The 20,190-nt window shown below is 67.6% G+C and carries 17 protein-coding genes and 2 pseudogenes; 14 read left to right on the top strand and 5 right to left on the bottom strand.

Features of this window, described 5'->3' with window-relative positions:
- Nucleotides 1-146 precede the first annotated feature (146 nt).
- The 4 genes from R0D99_RS09805 (at nt 147) to R0D99_RS09790 (ending at nt 5,786) form a co-directional block, all read left to right on the top strand.
- Nucleotides 147-2,126, top strand: a complete 1,980-nt coding sequence (locus tag R0D99_RS09805; protein ID WP_317748069.1) for a DNA topoisomerase IV subunit B — start codon at nt 147-149, stop codon at nt 2,124-2,126.
- A gap of 83 nt (nt 2,127-2,209) precedes the next feature.
- Nucleotides 2,210-3,172, top strand: a complete 963-nt coding sequence (locus R0D99_RS09800; protein ID WP_317748068.1) for a lytic transglycosylase domain-containing protein — start codon at nt 2,210-2,212, stop codon at nt 3,170-3,172.
- Between the two features lie 23 nt (nt 3,173-3,195).
- Nucleotides 3,196-5,592 (top strand): DNA topoisomerase IV subunit A, encoded by a 2,397-nt coding sequence (parC, locus tag R0D99_RS09795; RefSeq protein WP_317748067.1) that lies wholly within the window; start codon nt 3,196-3,198, stop codon nt 5,590-5,592.
- 2 nt (nt 5,593-5,594) lie between these two features.
- Complete coding sequence (locus R0D99_RS09790) at nt 5,595-5,786, top strand: hypothetical protein (protein WP_317748066.1); 192 nt, start codon at nt 5,595-5,597, stop codon at nt 5,784-5,786.
- Between the two features lie 230 nt (nt 5,787-6,016).
- Here R0D99_RS09790 and R0D99_RS09785 read toward each other — a convergent pair whose 3' ends face one another.
- A complete protein-coding gene (locus R0D99_RS09785; RefSeq protein WP_317748065.1) occupies nt 6,017-6,994 on the bottom strand; it encodes an NADPH:quinone oxidoreductase family protein in 978 nt (325 codons plus the stop codon).
- 171 nt (nt 6,995-7,165) lie between these two features.
- Between R0D99_RS09785 and surE the strand changes: the two genes are divergently transcribed.
- The 4 genes from surE to rlmD all read left to right on the top strand — a co-directional run bounded on the left by surE (nt 7,166) and on the right by rlmD (nt 11,310).
- Complete coding sequence (gene surE / locus R0D99_RS09780; RefSeq protein ID WP_317748064.1) at nt 7,166-7,957, top strand: 5'/3'-nucleotidase SurE; 792 nt, start codon at nt 7,166-7,168, stop codon at nt 7,955-7,957.
- Nucleotides 7,957-8,763, top strand: coding sequence for a protein-L-isoaspartate(D-aspartate) O-methyltransferase (locus R0D99_RS09775; protein ID WP_317748063.1), 807 nt, complete (start codon nt 7,957-7,959; stop codon nt 8,761-8,763). The genes surE and R0D99_RS09775 overlap by 1 nt, the downstream gene beginning before the upstream one ends.
- Before the next feature lie 19 nt (nt 8,764-8,782).
- Nucleotides 8,783-9,625, top strand: a complete 843-nt coding sequence (locus R0D99_RS09770; protein ID WP_317748062.1) for a peptidoglycan DD-metalloendopeptidase family protein — start codon at nt 8,783-8,785, stop codon at nt 9,623-9,625.
- Nucleotides 9,626-9,867: 242 nt separating this feature from the next.
- Nucleotides 9,868-11,310: a 23S rRNA (uracil(1939)-C(5))-methyltransferase RlmD gene (rlmD, locus tag R0D99_RS09765; protein ID WP_317748061.1), complete on the top strand. Its 1,443-nt coding sequence runs from the start codon at nt 9,868-9,870 to the stop codon at nt 11,308-11,310.
- A gap of 162 nt (nt 11,311-11,472) precedes the next feature.
- Here the strand turns inward: rlmD and R0D99_RS09760 are convergent.
- The 4 genes and pseudogenes from R0D99_RS09760 to R0D99_RS09745 all read right to left on the bottom strand — a co-directional run bounded on the left by R0D99_RS09760 (nt 11,473) and on the right by R0D99_RS09745 (nt 13,723).
- A pseudogene (locus R0D99_RS09760) lies at nt 11,473-12,282 on the bottom strand (IS5 family transposase).
- Between the two features lie 45 nt (nt 12,283-12,327).
- Nucleotides 12,328-13,029 (bottom strand): winged helix-turn-helix domain-containing protein, encoded by a 702-nt coding sequence (locus R0D99_RS09755; RefSeq protein WP_317748060.1) that lies wholly within the window; start codon nt 13,027-13,029, stop codon nt 12,328-12,330.
- A complete protein-coding gene (locus tag R0D99_RS09750; RefSeq protein WP_317748059.1) occupies nt 13,026-13,370 on the bottom strand; it encodes an NIPSNAP family protein in 345 nt (114 codons plus the stop codon). The genes R0D99_RS09755 and R0D99_RS09750 overlap by 4 nt, the downstream gene beginning before the upstream one ends.
- Nucleotides 13,367-13,723, bottom strand: coding sequence for an antibiotic biosynthesis monooxygenase (locus R0D99_RS09745; RefSeq protein WP_317748058.1), 357 nt, complete (start codon nt 13,721-13,723; stop codon nt 13,367-13,369). Before R0D99_RS09745 ends, R0D99_RS09750 begins: the two co-directional genes overlap by 4 nt.
- 163 nt (nt 13,724-13,886) lie before the next feature.
- Here R0D99_RS09745 and R0D99_RS09740 point away from each other — a divergent pair, with 163 nt between their 5' ends.
- From R0D99_RS09740 to R0D99_RS09720, 6 genes and pseudogenes are all read left to right on the top strand, one after another.
- Nucleotides 13,887-14,195, top strand: a complete 309-nt coding sequence (locus R0D99_RS09740; protein WP_317748057.1) for a type II toxin-antitoxin system prevent-host-death family antitoxin — start codon at nt 13,887-13,889, stop codon at nt 14,193-14,195.
- A gap of 5 nt (nt 14,196-14,200) precedes the next feature.
- Nucleotides 14,201-14,626, top strand: a complete 426-nt coding sequence (locus R0D99_RS09735) for a type II toxin-antitoxin system VapC family toxin (protein ID WP_317748056.1) — start codon at nt 14,201-14,203, stop codon at nt 14,624-14,626.
- A gap of 59 nt (nt 14,627-14,685) precedes the next feature.
- Nucleotides 14,686-17,295, top strand: coding sequence for an alanine--tRNA ligase (gene alaS, locus R0D99_RS09730; RefSeq protein WP_317748055.1), 2,610 nt, complete (start codon nt 14,686-14,688; stop codon nt 17,293-17,295).
- Nucleotides 17,296-17,399: 104 nt separating this feature from the next.
- Nucleotides 17,400-18,386: pseudogene (locus R0D99_RS17355) on the top strand (2-dehydropantoate 2-reductase); the annotation flags it as partial.
- Between the two features lie 15 nt (nt 18,387-18,401).
- A complete protein-coding gene (locus R0D99_RS17350) occupies nt 18,402-18,941 on the top strand; it encodes a TlpA family protein disulfide reductase (protein WP_416365997.1) in 540 nt (179 codons plus the stop codon).
- A 115-nt stretch (nt 18,942-19,056) separates the two neighbouring features.
- Nucleotides 19,057-20,175, top strand: a complete 1,119-nt coding sequence (locus tag R0D99_RS09720) for a transglutaminase domain-containing protein (protein ID WP_317748053.1) — start codon at nt 19,057-19,059, stop codon at nt 20,173-20,175.
- Nucleotides 20,176-20,190: the final 15 nt, after the last annotated feature.

The following is a 20,190-nucleotide window of genomic DNA, read 5'->3' as shown; positions in this document are numbered from 1 at the left end:
TATATTAATCATAGCTGAATCCGCTGGATTGTCGCGGGGTGGTGGCCTGTTTGATGGGGATTTCGATGCCCGGTCGCCAGCGCTTGGTATGCTCATCTGTGTTTGTATCCAGTGGTTCCAGGCCGTGGGGGTTAAAATGCGCGGTTATGTCCACGACTTCCGTTTCGTCCGCCACCGGGTATTCCGAGGGCTCGATCAAGGTGCTGAAGGGGCTCGAGCCGGTCAAGCAGCGGCCGGGCATGTACACGCGCACCGACAACCCGCTCCACGTGATCCAGGAAGTGATCGACAACGCAGCCGACGAGGCGTTGGCCGGCTTTGGCAAGAAGATCCGCGTCACCCTGCATGCCGACGGCTCGGTGGGCGTCGAGGACGACGGCCGCGGCATCCCGTTCGGGCTGCATCCCGAAGAGAAGGCGCCGGTGGTCGAACTGGTCTTTACCCGCCTGCACGCCGGCGGCAAGTTCGACAAGGGCAAGGGCGGCGCCTACAGCTTCTCGGGCGGCCTGCACGGCGTCGGCGTCAGCGTGACCAACGCGCTCAGCAAGCGCCTTGAAGTGACCAGCCACCGCGAGGGCCAGGTGGCGCGCATCGTGTTCAGCGGCGGCGACGTGGTCGAGCCGTTGACCCTGCGGCCGTTGGCCCCCGGCGAGCGCAAGCAGGGCACCACCGTTCGCGCGTGGCCCGATGCGAAATACTTCGAATCCGCCGGGCTGCCCGGCACCGAATTGGTGCATCTGCTGCGCAGCAAGGCGGTGCTGATGCCCGGCGTCACTGTCACGCTGACCGACGAGAAGAAAAAAGACACGCAAAGCTGGCAATACAAGGGCGGCCTGCGCGACTACCTGGAGCAGACGCTGACCGGCGACGTGGTGGTGCCCATCTTCGAGGGCGAAGGCTACGCGGGCAAGGATTCCGACAGCTTTGCCGAAGGTGAGGGCGCCGAATGGGCGGTGGCCTTCACCGAAGAAGGCGCGCCGGTGCGCGAGAGCTACGTCAACCTGATTCCCACCACGGCCGGCGGCACGCACGACAGCGGCCTGCGCGACGGGCTGTTCCAGGCCGTCAAGAGCTTCATTGAGCTGCACGCGCTGCTGCCCAAGGGCGTCAAGCTGATGCCTGAAGACGTGTTCGCCCGCGCCAGCTACGTGCTGTCGGCCAAGGTGCTGGACCCGCAGTTCCAGGGCCAGATCAAGGAGCGGCTGAATTCGCGCGATGCGGTGCGCCTGGTGTCCAGCTACGTGCGCCCGGCGCTCGAACTCTGGCTGAACCAGCACGTCGACTACGGCAAGCGTCTGGCCGAACTGGCCATCAAGGCCGCACAGACGCGCCAGCGCGCGGGCCAGAAGGTCGAAAAGCGCAAGGGTTCGGGCGTCGCCGTGCTGCCCGGCAAGCTCACCGACTGCGAAAGCCGTGACATCGCTGACAACGAGGTGTTCCTGGTCGAGGGCGATTCGGCCGGCGGCAGCGCCAAGATGGGCCGCGACAAGGAGACGCAAGCCGTGCTGCCCCTGCGCGGCAAGGTGCTGAATACCTGGGAAGTCGAGCGCGACCGGCTGTTTGCCAACACCGAGATCCACGACATCTCGGTCGCCATCGGCGTCGACCCGCACGGGCCGGCCGACGAGGTCGACCTGAGCGGCCTGCGCTACGGCAAGATCTGCATATTGTCGGACGCGGATGTCGACGGCTCGCACATCCAGGTGCTGCTGCTGACGCTGTTCTTCCGCCACTTCCCCAAGCTGATCGACGCAGGGCACGTCTATGTGGCGCGGCCCCCGCTGTACCGCGTCGACGCGCCGGCGCGCGGCAAGAAGCCCGCCGCCAAGATGTATGCCCTGGACGACGGGGAATTGACCGCCATGCTCGACAAATTGCGCAAGGATGGCGTATCTGAGGGAAAATGGACGATTGGCCGCTTCAAGGGCCTGGGCGAGATGAACGCGGAACAATTGTGGGACACCACGCTCAATCCCGACACTCGCCGCCTGTTGCCGGTGCGGCTGGGCCGGTTTGACTTCAGCCAGACCACCGACGAGATGACCAAGCTCATGGGCAAAGGCGAAGCCGCGTCGCGGCGCGAGCTCATGGAACTGCACGGCGACGCCGTGGAAATAGACATCTGACGACACGCATGCATTCAGCTTCAAGATTCAATGGGGTTTCGCGCCGTGGGCGCTTGTCCATATTGGGTTTGGTGCTATCATTTTTGCACCTTACCGCGCACGCCGACCTGTGGGCCTATGTGGACGCCCAGGGCGTGACGCACTTCGCCGCCAGCCAGGTGGACGACCGTTACCAGCTGTATTTCAAGGGCGCCGACGTCGGCAAGGTTGACCTGACCACCGGCGAAAGCGCGGCCGCCAAGCTGGCGCCCCAGAAGGATTCGCGCCTGGGCCTGAAGGCCGGCAAGAAGGGCGAGCCGCAGTTCGAGGTGCCCAAGCGCTTTGCCAACCTGGACGCTTCCACCGGCTACAAGGCGGTGCACAAGCACCTGCTGGCCGCCGCCAAGACGCACAAGGTTGACTACGAACTGCTCAAGGCGGTCATTGCCGCCGAATCGGGTTTTGACGCCGTCGCCGTGTCGCCCAAGGGCGCCGTGGGCCTGATGCAGCTGCTGCCCACCACCGCCGAGCAATATGGCGTGCTGGCCGACAAGGAAGGCCGCAAGGACCGCAAAGGCAACCTGCTGCCGGCCCGCTCGGTCGAGCAGAAGCTGACCGACCCGCAGACCAACATCAACGCCGGCGCGCGTTACCTGGCCTATCTCATCAAGCTGTTCAAGGGCGAAATGGAACTGGCCGTGGCCGCCTACAACGCCGGCGAAGGCGCCGTGCAGCGCGCGGGCAACAAGATCCCCAAGTACAAAGAGACGCAGGGTTACGTCAAGACCGTGATGGGTCTGTACGGCGTGTTCAAGCCCCAGCCCACGGCGGTGGCCGATGCGCGCGCCACGGCGGCGCAGCCGGTGGCCAAGGCGGCCGGGCGCATGGGTAGCGGCCGCGTGCGTGTCGAACTGGGTGGCGCCACGGCCAAGGCGGCCGAGCCCGCCAAGGCCGCCACCGCCGCGCTGGCGGCCGAAGCTTCGGGTAGCGCGCTGACGCCCGTGCTGTACACGGTGCCTGCGCTGGGCAGCGACGTGCGCGTGAGCGCCGCTGCCAGCGGCAGTTGATTCCCACTTTTTTCGTTTCCTGAATGACAGAACCAACGGTCCAAGGCCTGGCCGGGGAGGGCGGCGGGTCGGACGACGATCTGGCGCTGGCCACCTATGCCCAGCGTGCCTATCTCGAATACGCGCTGTCCGTCGTCAAGGGCCGTGCGCTGCCCGATGTCGCCGACGGCCAGAAGCCGGTGCAGCGGCGCATTCTGTACGCCATGGACCGCATGGGCCTGGGCTATGGCGGCGCGGCCGGCAACACGCCCGCCACCCCGGTCAAGAGCGCCCGCGTGGTGGGCGACGTGCTGGGCAAGTACCACCCGCACGGCGACACCGCCGCCTACGACGCGCTGGTGCGCATGGCGCAGGACTTCAGCCAGCGCTACCCGCTGATCGACGGCCAGGGCAACTTCGGCAGCCGCGACGGCGACGGCGCTGCCGCCATGCGCTACACCGAGGCGCGCCTGGCCAAGATCACCCGCCTGCTGCTGGAAGAAATCGACGAAGGCACGGTCGACTTCCAGCCCAACTACGACGGCCGCGAGCAGGAGCCGCGCCAGTTGCCGGCGCGCCTGCCGTTCACCTTGCTCAACGGCGCCAGCGGCATTGCCGTCGGACTGGCGACCGAGATCCCCAGCCACAACCTGCGCGAAGTGGCCGACGCGTGCGTGGCGCTCATCAAGAACCCCAAGCTGGCCGACGACGAGCTGTTCGCACTGATCCCCGGCCCCGACTACCCTGGCGGTGGGCAGATCATCAACGCCGCCAGCGACATCCACGACGCCTACCGTTCGGGCCGCGGCAGCCTGAAGGTGCGTGCGCGCTGGAAGATCGAGGACCTGGCGCGCGGCCAGTGGCAGCTGGTCGTCACCGAACTGCCGCCCGGCGCCAGCACGCAGAAGGTGCTGGAAGAGATCGAAGAACTGACCAACCCCAAGGTCAAGACCGGCAAGAAAGCGCTGACGCCCGAGCAGACGCAGCTGAAAGGCACCGTGCTGTCGGTGCTGGACGAGGTGCGCGACGAATCCAGCAAGGACGCGCCGGTGCGCATCGTGTTAGAGCCCAAGAGCCGCACCGTGGGGCAGGACGAGCTGATCCGCACCCTGCTGGCGCACACCAGCCTGGAGTCGTCGGCCTCCATCAACCTGACCAGCGTGGGCCTGGACGGCCGGCCGGTGCAGAAGTCGCTGCGGCAGATGCTGGTCGAGTGGGTCGAGTTCCGCCAGCAGACGATCACCCGCCGCAGCCAGCACCGCCTGCAAAAGGTGCTGGACCGCATCCACATCCTCGAAGGCCGGCAGCTGGTGCTGCTGAACATCGACGAGGTGATCGCCATCATCCGCGAGAGCGACGAGCCCAAGGCCGCGCTGATCGCGCGCTTCAACCTGTCCGAGCGGCAGGCCGACGACATCCTCGACATCCGCCTGCGCCAACTGGCACGGCTGGAGGCGATCAAGATCGAGCAAGAACTGTCCGAGCTGCGCAAGGAGCAGGGCAGCCTCGAAGACATCCTGGGCAGCCCGGCCAGCCTGCGCCGGCTGATGGTCAAGGAGATCGAATCCGACGCCAAACAGTTTGCCGACGCGCGCCGCACGCTGATCCAGGCCGAGAAAAAGGCCGTGGCCGAGGTCAAGGTCATTGACGAGCCGGTGACCGTGGTGGTCAGCGAAAAAGGCTGGGTGCGCGCGCGCCAGGGCCACGGGCACGACCCGGCGGGGTTCGCCTTCAAGGCGGGCGATGGCCTGCACGGCACTTTTGAATGCCGCACGGTGCACCACCTGCTGGTGTTTGGCAGCAACGGGCGGGTGTACACCGTGCCGGTGGCCAGCCTGCCGGGCGCGCGCGGCGACGGACAGCCGATCACGACGCTGATCGACCTGGACGCCGGCACGCAGGCGCTGCACTACTTTGCGGGTGCCGACAGCGCCACGCTGCTGCTGTCCAGCTCGGGCGGCTACGGCTTTCTGGCGCGCGTCGAACACATGCTGTCGCGCCAGCGCGGCGGCAAGGCCTTCATCACGGTGGGCGAGGGCGAGCAGATCTGCCGGCCTTCATTGGCGGCGTTGGGGTCAGAGCAAAAATCGCCTCCAGCGCAGGCAGGACAAGCGCAGTCAGCTATTCCTTTGGTAGCGGCCACGCACGTCGCCTGCGCCTCGGCGGGCGGCCGCATCCTGACCTTCGAGATCGGCGAGTTGAAGGTGATGGAAAAGGGCGGCCGCGGCCTGACCCTGATCGACCTGGAGCCCAAGGACACGCTGGCCGGTGCCGCCGCCTACGCGCGCAGCGTACGCATTGTTGGCATAGGCCGCGGCGGCAAGCCGCGCGAGGAAACGCTCGAAATCCGCAGCCTCAACAACGCCCGCGCCGCCCGTGCGCGCAAGGGCAAGGCGGCCGACCTGGGGTTCAAGCCCACGGGCATCGTGCGGGTGGAGTGATCATGGTGCTCGAACCCTCCTTCATCGGCATCTTCCTGATGGTCATCATGGGCGTCGGCAGCTTTCTGCTGGGCCGATGGTTGTCGCGTGGCTGGCGCGAGCGGCGCCGCGCCAAGGACATCGCCGCCGCCCGCTTGCAGGAGACGCGCCAGCAGCGCCGCGCACGTGAGCGGCGCGAGGGGCGGCGGGGGTGATCCCGTTGCTGGTTTGAAGCGACACGTATTTCGTCCGTCCCGCGCAGCCTCTGCCGTGGCGAACGCGGGGGCAGGCTCTTCGCGGGAATGACGATCAAGGAGCGTTTGCTTGCGGGTTGGAAGACGGGTGCGTCGACGTTCAGCGCAGCCTTCCACGCACCTCAACGGCTCATAAAATGAGCCGTCCGCGCTTGCCCATAGCGCGCCTATGGCTACATAATCTGTAGCAATTACTCGTTCACCAGCACCAGCTTGCCCTTCACCTCGCGGCTGTCCATGCGGGCGTAGGCGGCCTTCAGCTCGCTCATGGGCATCTGGCGGTCGATCATGGGCTTGATCTTGCCCTGCGCGTACCAGGTGGCCAGCTCCTGCATCATGGCGGCGTTGGCGGCCGGCTCGCGGCGCGCGAAGTCGCCCCAGAACACGCCCACCAGGCTGGCGCCCTTGACCAGCGCCAGGTTGATCTTGATGGCCGGGATGTCGCCCGCCGCAAAGCCCACCACCAGGTGCCGCCCGCGCCACGCGATGGAGCGGAACGCCGGCTCGGTGAAGGGGCCGCCCACCGGGTCGTAGATGACGTCGGGGCCCTTGCCGCCGGTCAGATCCTTCAGGCGCTCCCGCAAATCCTCGGTGCTGTAGTTGATGGTGTCGTCGGCGCCCAGCTGCTTGCAGAAGGCGCATTTCTCGTCGGTCGACGCGGCGGCGATCACCCGCGCGCCGGCCAGCTTGGCGATCTGGATGGCCGACATGCCCACGCCGCCCGCGCCGCCCAGCACAAGCACCGTCTCGCCGGCCTTCAGCTCGCCGCGGTCCATCAGCGCGTGGTGGCTGGTGGCGTAGATCATGATGAAGGCGGCCGCATCCACCGGCGGAAAGCCCGGCGGCAGCGGCATGCACAGCTTGGCCGGCGCCAGCGTATGGGTGCCGAAGCCGCCCGTGCCGCTGAGGCAGGCCACGGCCTGGCCCACCTTCAGGTCGGTCACGCCTTCGCCCACCGCCTCGATCACGCCAGCGTATTCGGAGCCGGGTACGAACGGCAACTCGGGCTTCATCTGGTACTTGTTCTGCACGATCAGCAGGTCCGGAAAGTTCAGGCTGGCCGCCTGGATGCGAATCAGCACCTGGCCCTTGCCGGGTTGGGGCGCGGGCAGTTCCTTCCAGGTCAGGGCGTCGACGCCGACGGGGTTTTCGCAAAGCCAGGCATGCATGGGATTGTCTCCAGGAAAGTCCGAAAAGGCGGCGCGCAGCGCGCCAGCGTGCATGGGCGATGATAGGAGCGGGCGTGCGCGCCGCTCTGTCCCTGCGGCGACCGCGCCGCGCGGGCCGGTGGGGCGAGGGCGCGCCTACAATCGGTTTCAACTGTGCGTGACGCTGATTCGATGAAGATCCTGCTCTGCAACGACGATGGCTACCAGGCCACGGGCATCGTGGCCTTTCACGAGGCATTGAAGGCGCTGCCGGGCGTGCAGGTCGAGGTGGTGGCGCCCGAGCACAACAACAGCGCCAAGTCCAACGCGCTGACGCTGCGCGCGCCGCTGTACGTGTACGAGGCGGCCAACGGCTTTCGCTACGTCAACGGCACGCCGGCCGACTGCGTGCACATCGCGCTGACGGGGCTGCTCGACTACCGGCCCGACCTGGTGGTCTCGGGCATCAACAACGGCGCCAACATGGGCGACGACACCATCTACAGCGGTACCGTGGGCGCGGCGATGGAAGGCTACCTGTTCGGCATCCCGGCCATCGCGTTCTCGCAGATCGACAAGGGCTGGGGCCATATCGACGCCGCCGCCGCGCGCGCGGCCGAGCTGGTGCAGCGCATCGGCACGCATCAGCTCGACGGCGGCAAGCCCTGGCTGCTGAACGTCAACATTCCCAACCTGCCGTTCGATCAGATCAAGCCGCCCAAGGTGTGCCGGCTGGGCCGCCGACACGCGGCCGAGCGCGTCATCACCATGGCCAGCCCACATGGCGACACGATGTACTGGATTGGCGGTGCCGGCGCGGCGGCCGACGCGGCCGAGGGCACCGACTTTCATGCCACGGCCGAAGGCCACATCGCCATCACGCCGCTGAAGGTCGACCTGACCGACCGCGACGCGCTGGGATACTGGGCGCAGGGCCTGGGCCACATGCTGGCGCCGCACGCCCAGGGCGAGGCCAAGGGCTGATGGCGACCCCGCCACGCCCGGGCTTTCCGGCCCGCCTCGACCTGGGGCAGGGCGGCAAGCCGCTGGCCAGGGCGCCGGTGCGCGCGCCAGCGCCGCCCGGCATGCCGACGCCGGTGACCAACGATTCGGCCCCGCAGGCGGCCAGCATGGCGCGCGACCCGATCCCGGCACGCGCCCGCATGGTGCAACAACTGGCTGCGGACGGCATTGCCGACCCGCAGGTGCTGCGCGCCATGGGCACGGTGGACCGCCACCGCTTCGTCGACGGCGCGCTGCTGGCGCAGGCCTACGAAGACACGGCGCTGCCCATCGGCCTGGGCCAGACCATCAGCAAGCCCAGCGTGGTCGCGCGCATGCTCGAATTGCTGATGCAGGGCGGTCTGCGCGGGCCGGACGGCAAGCTGGGCCGCGTGCTCGACATCGGCACCGGCTGCGGCTACCAGGCGGTGGTGATGGGGCAGATCGCCAGCGAGGTCTACAGCATCGAGCGCCTGCGCGACCTGCACGAGAAGGCGCGCGCCAACCTGCGGCCGCTGCGCATCGCCAACGTGCACCTGATCCTGGGCGACGGCATGGCGGGTTTTGCCAAGGGCGCGCCTTACGCGGGCATCGTGGCAGCGGCGGGCGGCGAGGCCGTGCCGGACGCCTGGATCGAGCAACTGGGCTACGGCGGGCGCATCGTGGCGCCGGTGGCCACCACGCCGGGACAGCAGGCGCTGATGGTCATCGACAAGTCGCGCCAGGGGATTCAGCAGACGCTTCTGGAGGCCGTTAACTTCGTGCCCCTAAAATCAGGCCTTGCCTAGTGCCATAGGAAGGGTTTGTATGTATTTCACAGGTCGCAAGACTTGGGTAGCCGCCGCGCTGCTGTCGCTGTCGGTACTGGCCGGTTGCTCCACCTCGTCGACGCAGCCCGCCCCGGTGGAAGACCGAGGCGCCACCGCCGTGACAACGCCGCGCGTCGATCCCGCCACGCTGCCGGGGGCCGAAAACGCCGGCAAGCCGGGTTACTACACCGTGCGCCCCGGCGACACGCTGATGAAGATCGCCACCGAGGTCAACAAGCCCTGGCGCGACATCGCCCGCTGGAACAACCTGGACAACCCCAACGTGATCGAGGTCGGCCAGGTGCTGCGCGTGGTCGGCCCCGCCGGCACCGCCGTGGCCGAGGCGCCACGCCCCCCTGCCGCGCCTGCAACCACGGCGCCGCGGGCCACCGCACCGGCAGCGACGCAGACCACGCCCGCTGCCGCTGCCGCCGCACCGGCTGCTGCCGCCGCCGCGCCCACGGCGGGCGCCGACGACGTCGATTTCATCTGGCCGGCCAGCGGCCCCACCATTGCCGGCTTTGACGAAGCCAAGAACAAGGGGCTGGGCATCGGCGGCAAGGCCGGCGACCCGGTGCTGGCTGCGGCCGACGGTCGTGTGGTGTATGCCGGCGCTGGCCTGCGCGGCTATGGCAACCTGATCATCCTGAAGCACAACAACACGTTTCTGACGGCCTACGCGCACAACCAGACGCTGCTGGTCAAGGAAGACCAGAACGTGAAGAAGGGCCAGAAGATCGCCGAAATGGGGTCGACCGATGCCGACCGCGTGAAGCTGCATTTCGAAATCCGCCGTGCGGGCAAGCCGGTGGACCCGGCGCGGTATTTACCCGCCAGATAGGCTCCCCCTGAGTCGCGCTTTGCGCGCCATCCCCCGGAGGGGACAACGCTGGTGGTCGGGGGGACCCCGACCACGGCGTTCCAGTGTGGCCTGCTCCGCGGCCTTTGGTTTGGCTTGCTGCGCAGCCTTTTTTGCTCGCTCTCCCGCGCGCGGGACAGGGTTGGGTAGGGCCGGCGTGTCAAATACTATTTAATTGATAGCTGCCTGCGCTTGTCCTGTCAGCGCAAGCGGCATTTTTCATCATGAACCCAGAGCCAGAGACTGCCTCCGCCACACCGCCCGACTGGCTGCACATCGACTCGATGGACCTGGACGCGCAGGGCATTGCGCGCCGCGCGGACGGCAAGGTGGTGTTCATCGACGGTGCGCTGCCGGGCGAATGGGTGTCGGCCGCGGTGACCAAGCGCAAGAACCAGTGGGAAGCCGCCGCGCTGACCGAGGTGCACCGCGAAAGCAGCCTGCGCGTGCGCCCGCGCTGCCCGCACTTTGGCCTGCACCAGGGCGCGTGCGGCGGCTGCAAGATGCAGCACCTTCATGCTTCGGCCCAGGTCGCCGTCAAGCAGCGCGCGCTGGAAGACAACCTGTGGCACCTGGGCAAGGTCAAGCCCGACATCCTGCTGCGGCCCATCGAAGGCCCGGCCTGGGGCTACCGCTGGCGTGCGCGCCTGTCGGTGCGCTATGTGCACAAGCGCAGCGAAGTGCTGATCGGCTTTCATGAACGCAAGAGCCGCTACGTGGCCGACATGCGCGAATGCCACGTGCTGCCGCCGCACGTCAGCGCGCTGCTGATGCCACTGCGTGACCTGATCACCGGCATGGATGCGCGCGACACCTGCCCGCAGATCGAACTGGCCTGCGGCGACGACGTGACCGCGCTGGTGCTGCGCCACCTGGAGCCGCTGTCGGCGGGCGACCTGACCCGGCTGCGCGACTTTGGCGCCCGGCACAGCGTGCAATGGTGGCTGCAGCCCAAGGGCCCCGACACCGTGCACCGGCTGGACGACGGCGGCCCCGAGCTGGCGTACCGCCTGCCGGAATTCGGCATCACCATGCCCTTCAGGCCGACCGACTTCACCCAGGTCAACCCGCACATCAACCGCGTGCTCGTCACCCGCGCCCTGCGCCTGCTGAGCGCCCAGCGGCACGAGCGGGTGATCGACTGGTTCTGCGGCCTGGGCAACTTCACGCTCCCCATCGCCACGCAGGCCGGTCAGGTGCTGGGCGTCGAAGGCAGCGAAGCGCTGGTCGCGCGCGCGCGCCAGAACGTCAAGACAAATCAGGCTGCGGCGCTCGCCAGCAAAGCGCTGGCAACTACCGATTTTGTAGCGAGAAACCTGTTCGACATGACCGCCGCACAACTGGTGAGCGACGGCACAGCCGACCGTTGGCTGGTCGATCCGCCACGTGAGGGGGCGTTTGCCCTCGTCAAGGCGCTGGCGTCGGTCCACCAGGCCCGCATTGGCGCCCCCGATGTCGAGCCGCTGCCGCCCGGCGCCGAAGCCTGGCAACCCCCGCGCCGCATCGTCTACGTTAGTTGCAACCCCGCCACCCTGGCGCGCGACGCCGGCCTGCTGGTGCACCAGGCCGGCTACCGCTGCAGCGCCGCGGGCGTGGTCAACATGTTCCCGCACACGGCGCATGTCGAGAGCATGGCGGTGTTTGACCTGGACGATGTCGCGATGTGAGCAGTGCCCGCTACAAGCGGGCCTCTACACGCCTAGGGAAACGCTGATCAAGAATCGGCTGCACGTTGTTTTCTGCCAAACATCGTTGAGATGTTGCAGTTTGGGGGCATCTGACCCCCCCTGTGATCTGATCTGCGGCCTGTTCTGGCCGCGTTGCGCCCACTACGGGCGTGCCAATGCCGGCTCGCGCCTGGCAGCCATGTACAGATTGACCATCGCCAGCGCCGTGAATGCCCGGCTGGCGTTCTTGGTCAGGCCGCGATAGCGAACCTTCGCAAACCCCCACAGCCGCTTGAGCACTAGAAACGGATGACCGACCCGGGCCCGTGTCCGGCTTTTGGCACGGTTGCGCATCCGCTCGGCTTCATCCTCAAAGCCCTGTTTGCGTACCCGCCGGTTGGTGAAGTCACGCGCAGCCGGCGCCTTGGCCTTGATGATGCCGGCACAACCCTGATAGGCCCGGTCGCCGTGCACCGCTTCTCATCGCCTTGTAGCAGATCGGGCAGCGGGTGCTTGTTATGCACGTTGGCGCTGGTGACCACGGCGCTGTGCACCAGCCCAGTCCTGCTGTCGTTACCCACATGCACCTTCATGCCGAAGTGCCACTGGTTGCCTTTCCTGGTCTGGCTCATCCCGGGATCGCGCTGGCGATCGGCGTTCTTGGTCGAACTGGGCGCGGCAATGATGGTGGCGTCCAGGATGATGCCAGCGCTCAGGCGCAGGCCACGCTGCTGCAGGATGCGGCCAACTTCGGCGAAGATGGCTTGGCCCAGTGCGTGTTTCTCCAACAGGTGCCTGAACTTCAGGATGGTGGTGGCATCCGGCCCCGGCGCGGCTCGATCAAGGCAGCCAACTCGGCCCAGGGCACCAGCGTTTGCATCTCCACCAACAAGGCATCTGCCGGGTGGGCTTTCGATAGCGCTCAAAACCGGCAGATTCGTCGGCTGCCGATGCCAAGGTCATTTGCCTTATGGCCCAGATCATCCGCGTGACCACCCGCATCAGCAAGACGGGCAACTACGAAGGGCCTGAATTGATCAGCGCTTCCCTAAACATCGGCAACAAATGCGCCTCGCCCTTTGGCGTCGCGCGCAACGCGCGGCTGGTCGCGTCTGCGCGCAGCCAGTCGTTTTGCAGGTAGTGGTCAAGCAGGGCCTTGGCCAGCGTGCCGGCCAGGTGATCCTGCCGTTCTGACCAGTCCATGCAGCGATACGCCAGTCGCCCGCGCGCTGCTGCATTGGGAAGCACGTCCAATGAGGCCAGCCATTGCTCGCCAGCGGCCGTCAGTGCGAACCCGTCTGCGCTTTCGTGCAGATAGCCGCGCGCCAGCGGCATACGCAACTGCGCCACGCCCAGTTCGCCCGCCAGATGCCCATAGCAGCGCCGCGCGTGCTTGAGCGCGCCAAAGGCCGGGCGCTGCCAGCGCGCGGCCACCGCATCGCGTTCGGCCACCAGCGCCAACGCCTCCAGCGCGTGCGCCACGTCGGCATCGGCCAGCGCGAAGTATTTGTGGCGACCCTGAGGCCGCACGGAGACCAAGCCCGCCTCCGCCAATTGCGCCAACTGCGATGTGGCAACCTGCGGCGTGATGCCTGCGGCGCGTGCCAACTCGCCTGCTGTGCGCGATTCGCCCGACAACAGCAGCGCCAGCATGCGCGAGCGCGTGGGGTCGGCCATCATGGCGGCGATGCGGGCAAAGCGGGGTTCGGGCGAGTTCACGCGCTTGATTGTGGCCGCGCCGGCTGGTTCAGCGTACCGGCCACGCCCTGCACGAAGCTGCGCTCTTCCTTCAGGATGAACCGCTTTTCCTGCGCCCAGGCGAAGTTGCGCGCACCCTCGTCGTCGACGCGAAGGCGGGCGCGGTAAGTCTCGTAGGCGGCGAGCGAGTCGAAGCTGATGAGGCCCCAGGCTTCGTCATTGGTCCCCTCGTGGGGCAGCCAGTAACCCACCAGATGCCCGCCGCAGCGCGGGATGATGCGGCCCCAGTTTTCGGCGTACTGGCGAAAGGCATCTTTCTGGAAGGGATCGATTTCGTAGCGGATGAAGCAGGTGATGGTCATGCGGCAACTCCGAGAGGGTGGGTGTTGGAATCGCGCGGTGCCTGCGTGCGTTCGCGCGGGCCGTAGTCGCGCAGCACCTGCGCCACGCGCAGGCGATAGTCGGAAAAGACACTGGCGCGACCCTCGGCTTGCCCGGCGCGGTGCGGCGGCTGGTTGCGCCACACGGGCACGGCGGCCTCGTCGCGCCAGAACGATAGCGAGACGAACTTGCCTGGCGTACTGACACTTTCAAAGCGCTCGACCGAGATGAAGCCATCGATGCCAGCGAGGTCTTCGCGCAGGCCTGCCACCATGTCGAAGTAGCGGTCGCCCTGGCCTTCGGCGGGCCAGAGTTCAAAGATAACGGCGATCACGTCGCGTCCTTGGCAGAGTGGAGAGCAGGCCAGTGTGCAGCGCCCGTGCGCGGCGTTGTTACGGCGCGGATGGAAGTGTCAGCCCCCCTGCTGCTGCGCCGCACAAACCGCGCAAAACCGCTAAAATCTGGTTGATTCAACCAATTTGCATGAAAGGCCTGCCATGACCACCGCTGCCGTTGGCCTGTTCGAGGCCAAAACCCGCTTGAGCGAATACGTCGCCCGCGCCGAGGCAGGCGAGGAAGTGATCATCATGCGCCACAACAAGCCGGTGGCGAAGATCGTGCCTTTGCATGCCAAGGGTGAGCCAGAACGCGTGGACATTCCGCCGTTCATCCAGCGTACCCATGACATGGGCGTGCCGAAAGTGGATCTGCGTCAACTCAACAAGTTGCTGGGCGAGATGGATGTTGAAGAGTTTCTCAAGTTGCAGGCGCGGCTGGAGGCCGAGCGGCAGCAGCGCGAGCCTTGACCTTGATGAAACTGCCTGACACCAATTTGCTGATTCACGCGGCCAACCCGCGCAGCCCGGACCATGCGATCGCCCGCCACGCGCTGGACGAAGCGGTGCAAGAGCCAACCGGCATCGGCTTGGCATGGCTGCCGCTGGTGGGCTTTCTGCGTGTGTCGACGATGGCGCGTGTCATGCCCAATCCGCTGACCGTCGCCGAGGCGCTGGCCGACGTGCAAGGATGGCTAAATCATCCCAATGCGCGCTTGTTGCAGCCGGGTGTGCGCCATATGGATATCCTCGCACGCCTGCTGCTGGAATGCGGCACCGCAGGCAACCTGACCAACGACGCCCACATCGCCGCCATCGCCATCGAACACAACGCCGAAGTGCTGACCTTCGACCGCGACTTCGCCAAATTCACTGGCCTCCGCTATCAATTACTGAGCTGATCGCGCTTGATGCACAAGCGCCAGAACCCGAAAAGATATGAAAACCTCCAAACCCCCCCATGTCCGTCGCCGACATCCGTAAGTCCTTCCTCGACTTTTTTGAAAGCAAGGGCCACACCGTCGTGCCCTCATCGCCTTTGGTGCCCGGCAACGACCCCACGCTGATGTTCACCAACAGCGGCATGGTGCAGTTCAAGGACGTGTTCCTGGGCACCGACAAGCGCCCCTACGTGCGCGCGGCCAGCGTGCAGGCCTGCCTGCGCGCGGGCGGCAAGCACAACGACCTTGAAAACGTGGGCTACACCGCGCGCCACCACACCTTCTTCGAAATGCTGGGCAACTGGTCGTTTGGTGACTACTTTAAAAAAGAGAGCATCGAATGGGGCTGGGAGCTGCTGACCAAGGTCTACGGCCTGCCGGCCGAGCGGCTGCTGGCCACGGTGTACCAGGAAGATGACGAGGCCTACGACATCTGGACCAAAACCATCGGCCTGCCGCCCGAGCGCGTGATCCGCATTGGCGACAACAAGGGCGGCCGCTACAAAAGCGACAACTTCTGGATGATGGCAGACACCGGCCCCTGCGGCCCGTGCTCTGAAATCTTCTACGACCACGGCCCGCACATCCCCGGCGGTCCGCCTGGATCGCCCGAGGAAGACGGCGACCGCTTCATCGAGATCTGGAACCACGTGTTCATGCAGTTCGAGATGCACGAAGACGGCAGCGTCACCAAGCTGCCCGCGCCCTGCGTCGACACCGGCATGGGCCTGGAGCGTCTGGCCGCCATCCTGCAGCACGTGCACAGCAACTACGAGATCGATCTGTTCGAGCGGCTGATTGCCGAAGCGGGCAAGGCGACCGGCTGCACCGACCTTTCCAATCCTTCGCTGAAAGTCATCGCCGATCACATCCGCGCCACGTCTTTCCTGGTCAGCGATGGTGTGATTCCGTCGAACGAAGGGCGCGGCTACGTGCAGCGCCGCATCATCCGCCGCGCGATTCGCCATGGCTACAAGCTGGGGCAGAAGAAGCCCTTTTTCCATAAGCTGGTGGCGCCGCTGGTTGAACTGATGGGCGCGGCCTATCCGCGTTTGCAGGCCGAGGCGAAGCGGGTCGAGGAGGTGTTGAAAGCCGAGGAAGAGCGCTTTTACGAAACGCTGGCCAACGGCATGGAAATCCTGGACGACGCACTGATCGCCGGTCGCAAGGAACTGCCTGGCCACGTTGCCTTCAAGCTGCACGACACCTACGGCTTCCCGCTCGATCTGACGCAGGACGTGTGCCGCGAGCGCGGCGTGACGGTGGATGTGGCGGGCTTCGACGAAGCCATGGCGGCGCAGAAGGCTGCGGGTCGCGCGGCGGGCAAGTTCAAGATGGACAAGGCGCTGGACTACGGCGGCGCGGCCAACGTCTTCACGGGCTACGACGAACTGGCGCATGCTAGCAAAGTGGTAGCGATCTACGTTGATGGAACTAGCGCCAGCGGCCTGAAGCAAGGTGAAAGCGGCGTCGTCGTGCTCGACACCACGCCGTTCTATGCCGAAAGCGGCGGTCAGGTCGGCGACCAGGGTCAGTTGCTGGCCGAAGGCGTGGTGTTCGGCGTGGAAGACACGCAGAAGATCAAGGCCGACGTGTACGGCCATCACGGCGTGCTGACGCAAGGCACGCTGAAGGTGGGCGACACGGTGGACGCGCGCGTCGACCAGGCCACGCGCGCCGCCACCATGCGCAACCACAGCGTCACGCACCTGATGCACAAGGCGCTGCGCGAGGTGCTGGGCGCGCACGTGCAGCAAAAGGGCTCGCTGGTGGATGCCGAGAAGACGCGCTTTGACTTCGCGCACAACGCGCCCGTCACGCCCGCGCAGATCACCGAGATCGAGCGCCGCGTGAACGAGGAAATCCTGCAGAACGCCGCCACGGATGCCTCCGTGATGGACCTGGACAGCGCGCAGAAAAGCGGCGCCATGATGCTGTTTGGCGAGAAGTACGGCGAGACCGTGCGCGTGCTCACCATCGGCTCCAGCAAGGAACTGTGCGGCGGCACGCACGTGGGTCGCACGGGCGACATCGGCCAGTTCAAGATCACCAGCGAAGGCGGCGTGGCCGCGGGCGTGCGCCGCATCGAGGCGATCACCGGCGCCAACGCCTTGCAGTACACGCAGGGCCTGGAATCCAGCCTGCACAGCGTGGCGGCCACGCTTCGCACGCCGCCGGCAGAGGTGCAGGCGCGCCTGGGCCAGGTGCTCGATCAAGTCAAAGCGCTGGAGAAAGAGATTGCGCAGCTCAAGGGCAAGCTGGCCTCATCGCAGGGTGACGAACTGGTCAACCAAGCGGTCGATGTGAACGGCCTCAAAGTGCTGGCCGCGCGGCTGGAGGGCGCCGACGCCAAGACGCTGCGCGAGACCATGGACAAGCTCAAGGACAAGCTGAAAACCGCCGCCATCGTGCTGGCCGCCGTCGAGGGCGACAAGGTGCAGCTGGCCGCGGGCGTCACGAAGGACGCGGTTGGGAAAGTCAAGGCCGGCGAGCTGGTCAACTTCGTCGCCCAGCAGGTGGGCGGCAAGGGCGGCGGCAAGCCCGACATGGCGATGGCCGGCGGCACCGATGCGTCGGGCCTGCCCAAGGCGCTGCAAAGCGTGCAGGCGTGGGTGGCCGAGCGGGCCTGACGCGCTCGCGCGCCCCGTGCTTCCATTGACCGCTGGCGTCGCATCTTGCTTTGACCGCTGCAGTCGATCCCGTGCCTGACGCCGCGCCCGGCCCCGTCTGGGTGATGGGCGCCGGCGCCGTCGGCGGCTTTGTCGGCGGGCAGCTGGCGGCGGCGGGTGTGCCGGTGACGCTGATCGGTCGCCCGCGCATGCTGCAGCCCATTGCGCAGTCAGGGCTGACGCTCACCGACCTGGACGGCGAGCGCCACCACGTGCCTGCGGACCCGTTGACGCTGCTGCAGGCACCGCCCATCGACGCGCCCGCGCCCGCGCTGGTGCTGCTCACCGTGAAGAGCGGCGCCACGGCCGAGGCGGCCGCATCCCTGGCGCGCGTGCTGCCGCCGGGCGCGCCGGTGCTGTCGCTGCAGAACGGCGTGGCCAACGCGCGGCAGGCGCAGCAGGCCGCGCCCGGCCTGCGCGTGTTGCCGGGCATGGTGCCGTTCAACGTGGCCGAACTGGCGCCTGCGCACCTGCACCGAGGCACGTCGGGCGCGCTGGCAGCGCAGGACGATCCGGCCCTGCGCCCGTGGCTGCCCGCATTCGCGCGCGCCGGCTTGCCGTTACAACTGCACGCCGACCTGGCGCCGGTGCAGTGGGGCAAGCTGCTGCTCAACCTGAACAACCCGGTGAATGCCCTGTCGGGTCTGCCGCTGCGGGCGCAGTTGTTGAGCCGAGGCTACCGGCGTTGCCATGCCGCGCTGATGGACGAGGCGCTGGCCGCGCTGCGCGCCGCCGGCATCGCGCCCGCGCAATTGGCGGGCGTGCCGCCGCGCTGGATGCCTGCCCTGCTGCGCCTGCCCACCCCGCTGTTTCGCCGCATCGCCGCGCGCAGCCTGCAGATCGACGACAAGGCGCGCAGCAGCATGGCCGACGATGTCGCGTTGGGCCGGCGTACCGAAGTCGATGCGCTGTGCGGCGAGGTGGTGCGCCTGGCGCGCCAGCACGGCCTGCAGGCGCCGCGCAACGCAACCATGGTGCAACTGCTGGATCGCGCGTGGCCACAGCCGGTGCCCACGCTGGACGCACGTGCGCTGCAGTCGACGCTGGGCTTGCGGGGGGGCGGTGGCATGACGCGTCGGGCCCGTCGCGCCATCGACAGGCGCACATGCCTTACGGCCCTGGGTGCCGCGCCGCTGGGTCTGCTGTGGCCGCAGGCCGTGCGGGCGCAGTTCCAGCGCGAGCCGGTGTCGTGGCCGGCCGGGCGCGCGCCAGTGCTCGACGCGGTCGACGTGCAGGGCCGGCGCTGGAACGCCGCCGCGCTGCAGGGCAAGGCGGTGGTGCTCAACTTCTGGGCCACCTGGTGCGCGCCGTGCAAGGAAGAAATGCCCACGCTGCAGACCCTGCACGACCTGGCCGACCCGCAGCTGGTGGTGCTGGCCGTCAACGTGCGCGAGCCGGCGCCGCGCGTGGCGCGCTATATGCAGTCGGCCGGCTTGTCGATGCCGGTGCTGCTGGACCCGGACGGCGCCATGGCCAAGGCCTGGGGCGTCAAGGTCTACCCCAGCACGCTGCTGATCGACACCCGTGGGCGCCCGCGCGAACGCGTGACCGGCGCCGTCGACTGGACCGGCGGCGACGCCCAGCGCTGGATCGCCGCGCTGCGATAATCGCAGCGCCCTGCGCCGATCTGGCGCGGGCCACCTGCCTTCGGGGCATTGGGCCGGCACGTCCGTCCCTCGTGTGCGCCGACAGGTGTTTCGACCCACATCCGGAGCTCTCTGTATGAACCCCGTTCGCCGCGCCTTCATGGGGCGCTCGGCAGGCCTTGCGTTGGCCGCCGTCATTCCCGGCGCCGCCTTGGCGCAATCCGCCGCATCGTCCATCCCCGCACGCCAGTTCCAGCCGCAGGCCGGCGACTGGCGCACCTTCGACGTCACCACCCGCGTCGACCTGATCGCCGGCAACGGCCCCGCGCGGCTGTGGATTCCGCTGCCTTCGGTCGAAACGCCGTGGCAGCAGGGCCTGGGCGACAGCTTTGTCAGCAATGGCCAGGCGCGGCTGGCGCACGACGGTGCCCAGGGCGTGCGCATGCTGGCGGTTGACTTCGCCGCCGGCCAGCCGCAGCCGTTTGCCGAGGTGACCAGCCGTGTGCGCACCCAAAGCCGCGCCGCCGCCGCGCCCGGCGCGCGCGTGGCCGAAGACCGCGACACGCTGCGCCACGCCACGCAGGCCACCCGCTGGCTGCCCACCGACGGCATCGTGCGCGAAACGGCCCTGCAGGCCACGCGCGGCGCCCGCGGCGACGAAGCCAAGGCGCGCGCCATCTACGACTGGGTGGTGGCCAACGCCTACCGCGAGCCCAAGGTGCGCGGCTGCGGCGAAGGCGACATCAAGACCATGCTGGAAACCGGCAACCTGGGCGGCAAGTGCGCCGACCTGAACGCGCTGTTCGTCGGCCTGTGTCGCGCCGCCGGCCTGCCCGCGCGCGACGTGTACGGCATTCGCCTGGCGCCCTCGGCCTTCGGCTACCGCGAACTGGGCGGCAACCCGGCCAGCCTGAAGGGCGCGCAGCATTGCCGCGCCGAGGTTTATCTGCAGGCGCGCGGCTGGACGGCGATGGACCCGGCCGACGTGGCCAAGGTGATGCGGCAGGAAACGCCCGACTGGATCAAGCGCAGCGACCACCCGCTGGTCGCCCCCGTCAACCGCGGCCTGTTCGGCGGCTGGGAAGGCAACTGGATGGGCTACAACACCGCGCACGACGTGCGGCTGCCCGGCAGCCCCGGCGAGCCGATGCCCTTCTTCATGTACCCCGTGGCCGAAAACGCCGACGGCCGGCTGGACAGCTATGCGCCCGACGACTTCAAGTACCAGATCACGGCGCGCGAGGTGGTGGGCTGACATTGCCGCATGATG

Source organism: Ottowia sp. SB7-C50 (assembly GCF_033110285.1).
Classification (GTDB): Bacteria; Pseudomonadota; Gammaproteobacteria; order Burkholderiales; family Burkholderiaceae_C; genus Ottowia.
Note: the sequence above shows the minus strand (reverse complement) of the source record. Positions and strands in the feature narration are given on the sequence as shown.

Coding starts and splice junctions, on each gene's coding strand:
- R0D99_RS09805 (WP_317748069.1), top strand. CDS start 147: ATGTCCACGACTTCCGTTTCGTCCGCCACCGGGTATTCCGAGGGCTCG.
- parC (WP_317748067.1), top strand. CDS start 3,196: ATGACAGAACCAACGGTCCAAGGCCTGGCCGGGGAGGGCGGCGGGTCG.
- R0D99_RS09790 (WP_317748066.1), top strand. CDS start 5,595: ATGGTGCTCGAACCCTCCTTCATCGGCATCTTCCTGATGGTCATCATG.
- R0D99_RS09785 (WP_317748065.1), bottom strand. CDS start 6,994: ATGCATGCCTGGCTTTGCGAAAACCCCGTCGGCGTCGACGCCCTGACC.
- surE (WP_317748064.1), top strand. CDS start 7,166: ATGAAGATCCTGCTCTGCAACGACGATGGCTACCAGGCCACGGGCATC.
- R0D99_RS09775 (WP_317748063.1), top strand. CDS start 7,957: ATGGCGACCCCGCCACGCCCGGGCTTTCCGGCCCGCCTCGACCTGGGG.
- R0D99_RS09770 (WP_317748062.1), top strand. CDS start 8,783: ATGTATTTCACAGGTCGCAAGACTTGGGTAGCCGCCGCGCTGCTGTCG.
- rlmD (WP_317748061.1), top strand. CDS start 9,868: ATGAACCCAGAGCCAGAGACTGCCTCCGCCACACCGCCCGACTGGCTG.
- R0D99_RS09750 (WP_317748059.1), bottom strand. CDS start 13,370: ATGACCATCACCTGCTTCATCCGCTACGAAATCGATCCCTTCCAGAAA.
- R0D99_RS09740 (WP_317748057.1), top strand. CDS start 13,887: ATGACCACCGCTGCCGTTGGCCTGTTCGAGGCCAAAACCCGCTTGAGC.
- R0D99_RS09735 (WP_317748056.1), top strand. CDS start 14,201: ATGAAACTGCCTGACACCAATTTGCTGATTCACGCGGCCAACCCGCGC.
- alaS (WP_317748055.1), top strand. CDS start 14,686: ATGTCCGTCGCCGACATCCGTAAGTCCTTCCTCGACTTTTTTGAAAGC.
- R0D99_RS17350 (WP_416365997.1), top strand. CDS start 18,402: ATGACGCGTCGGGCCCGTCGCGCCATCGACAGGCGCACATGCCTTACG.
- R0D99_RS09720 (WP_317748053.1), top strand. CDS start 19,057: ATGAACCCCGTTCGCCGCGCCTTCATGGGGCGCTCGGCAGGCCTTGCG.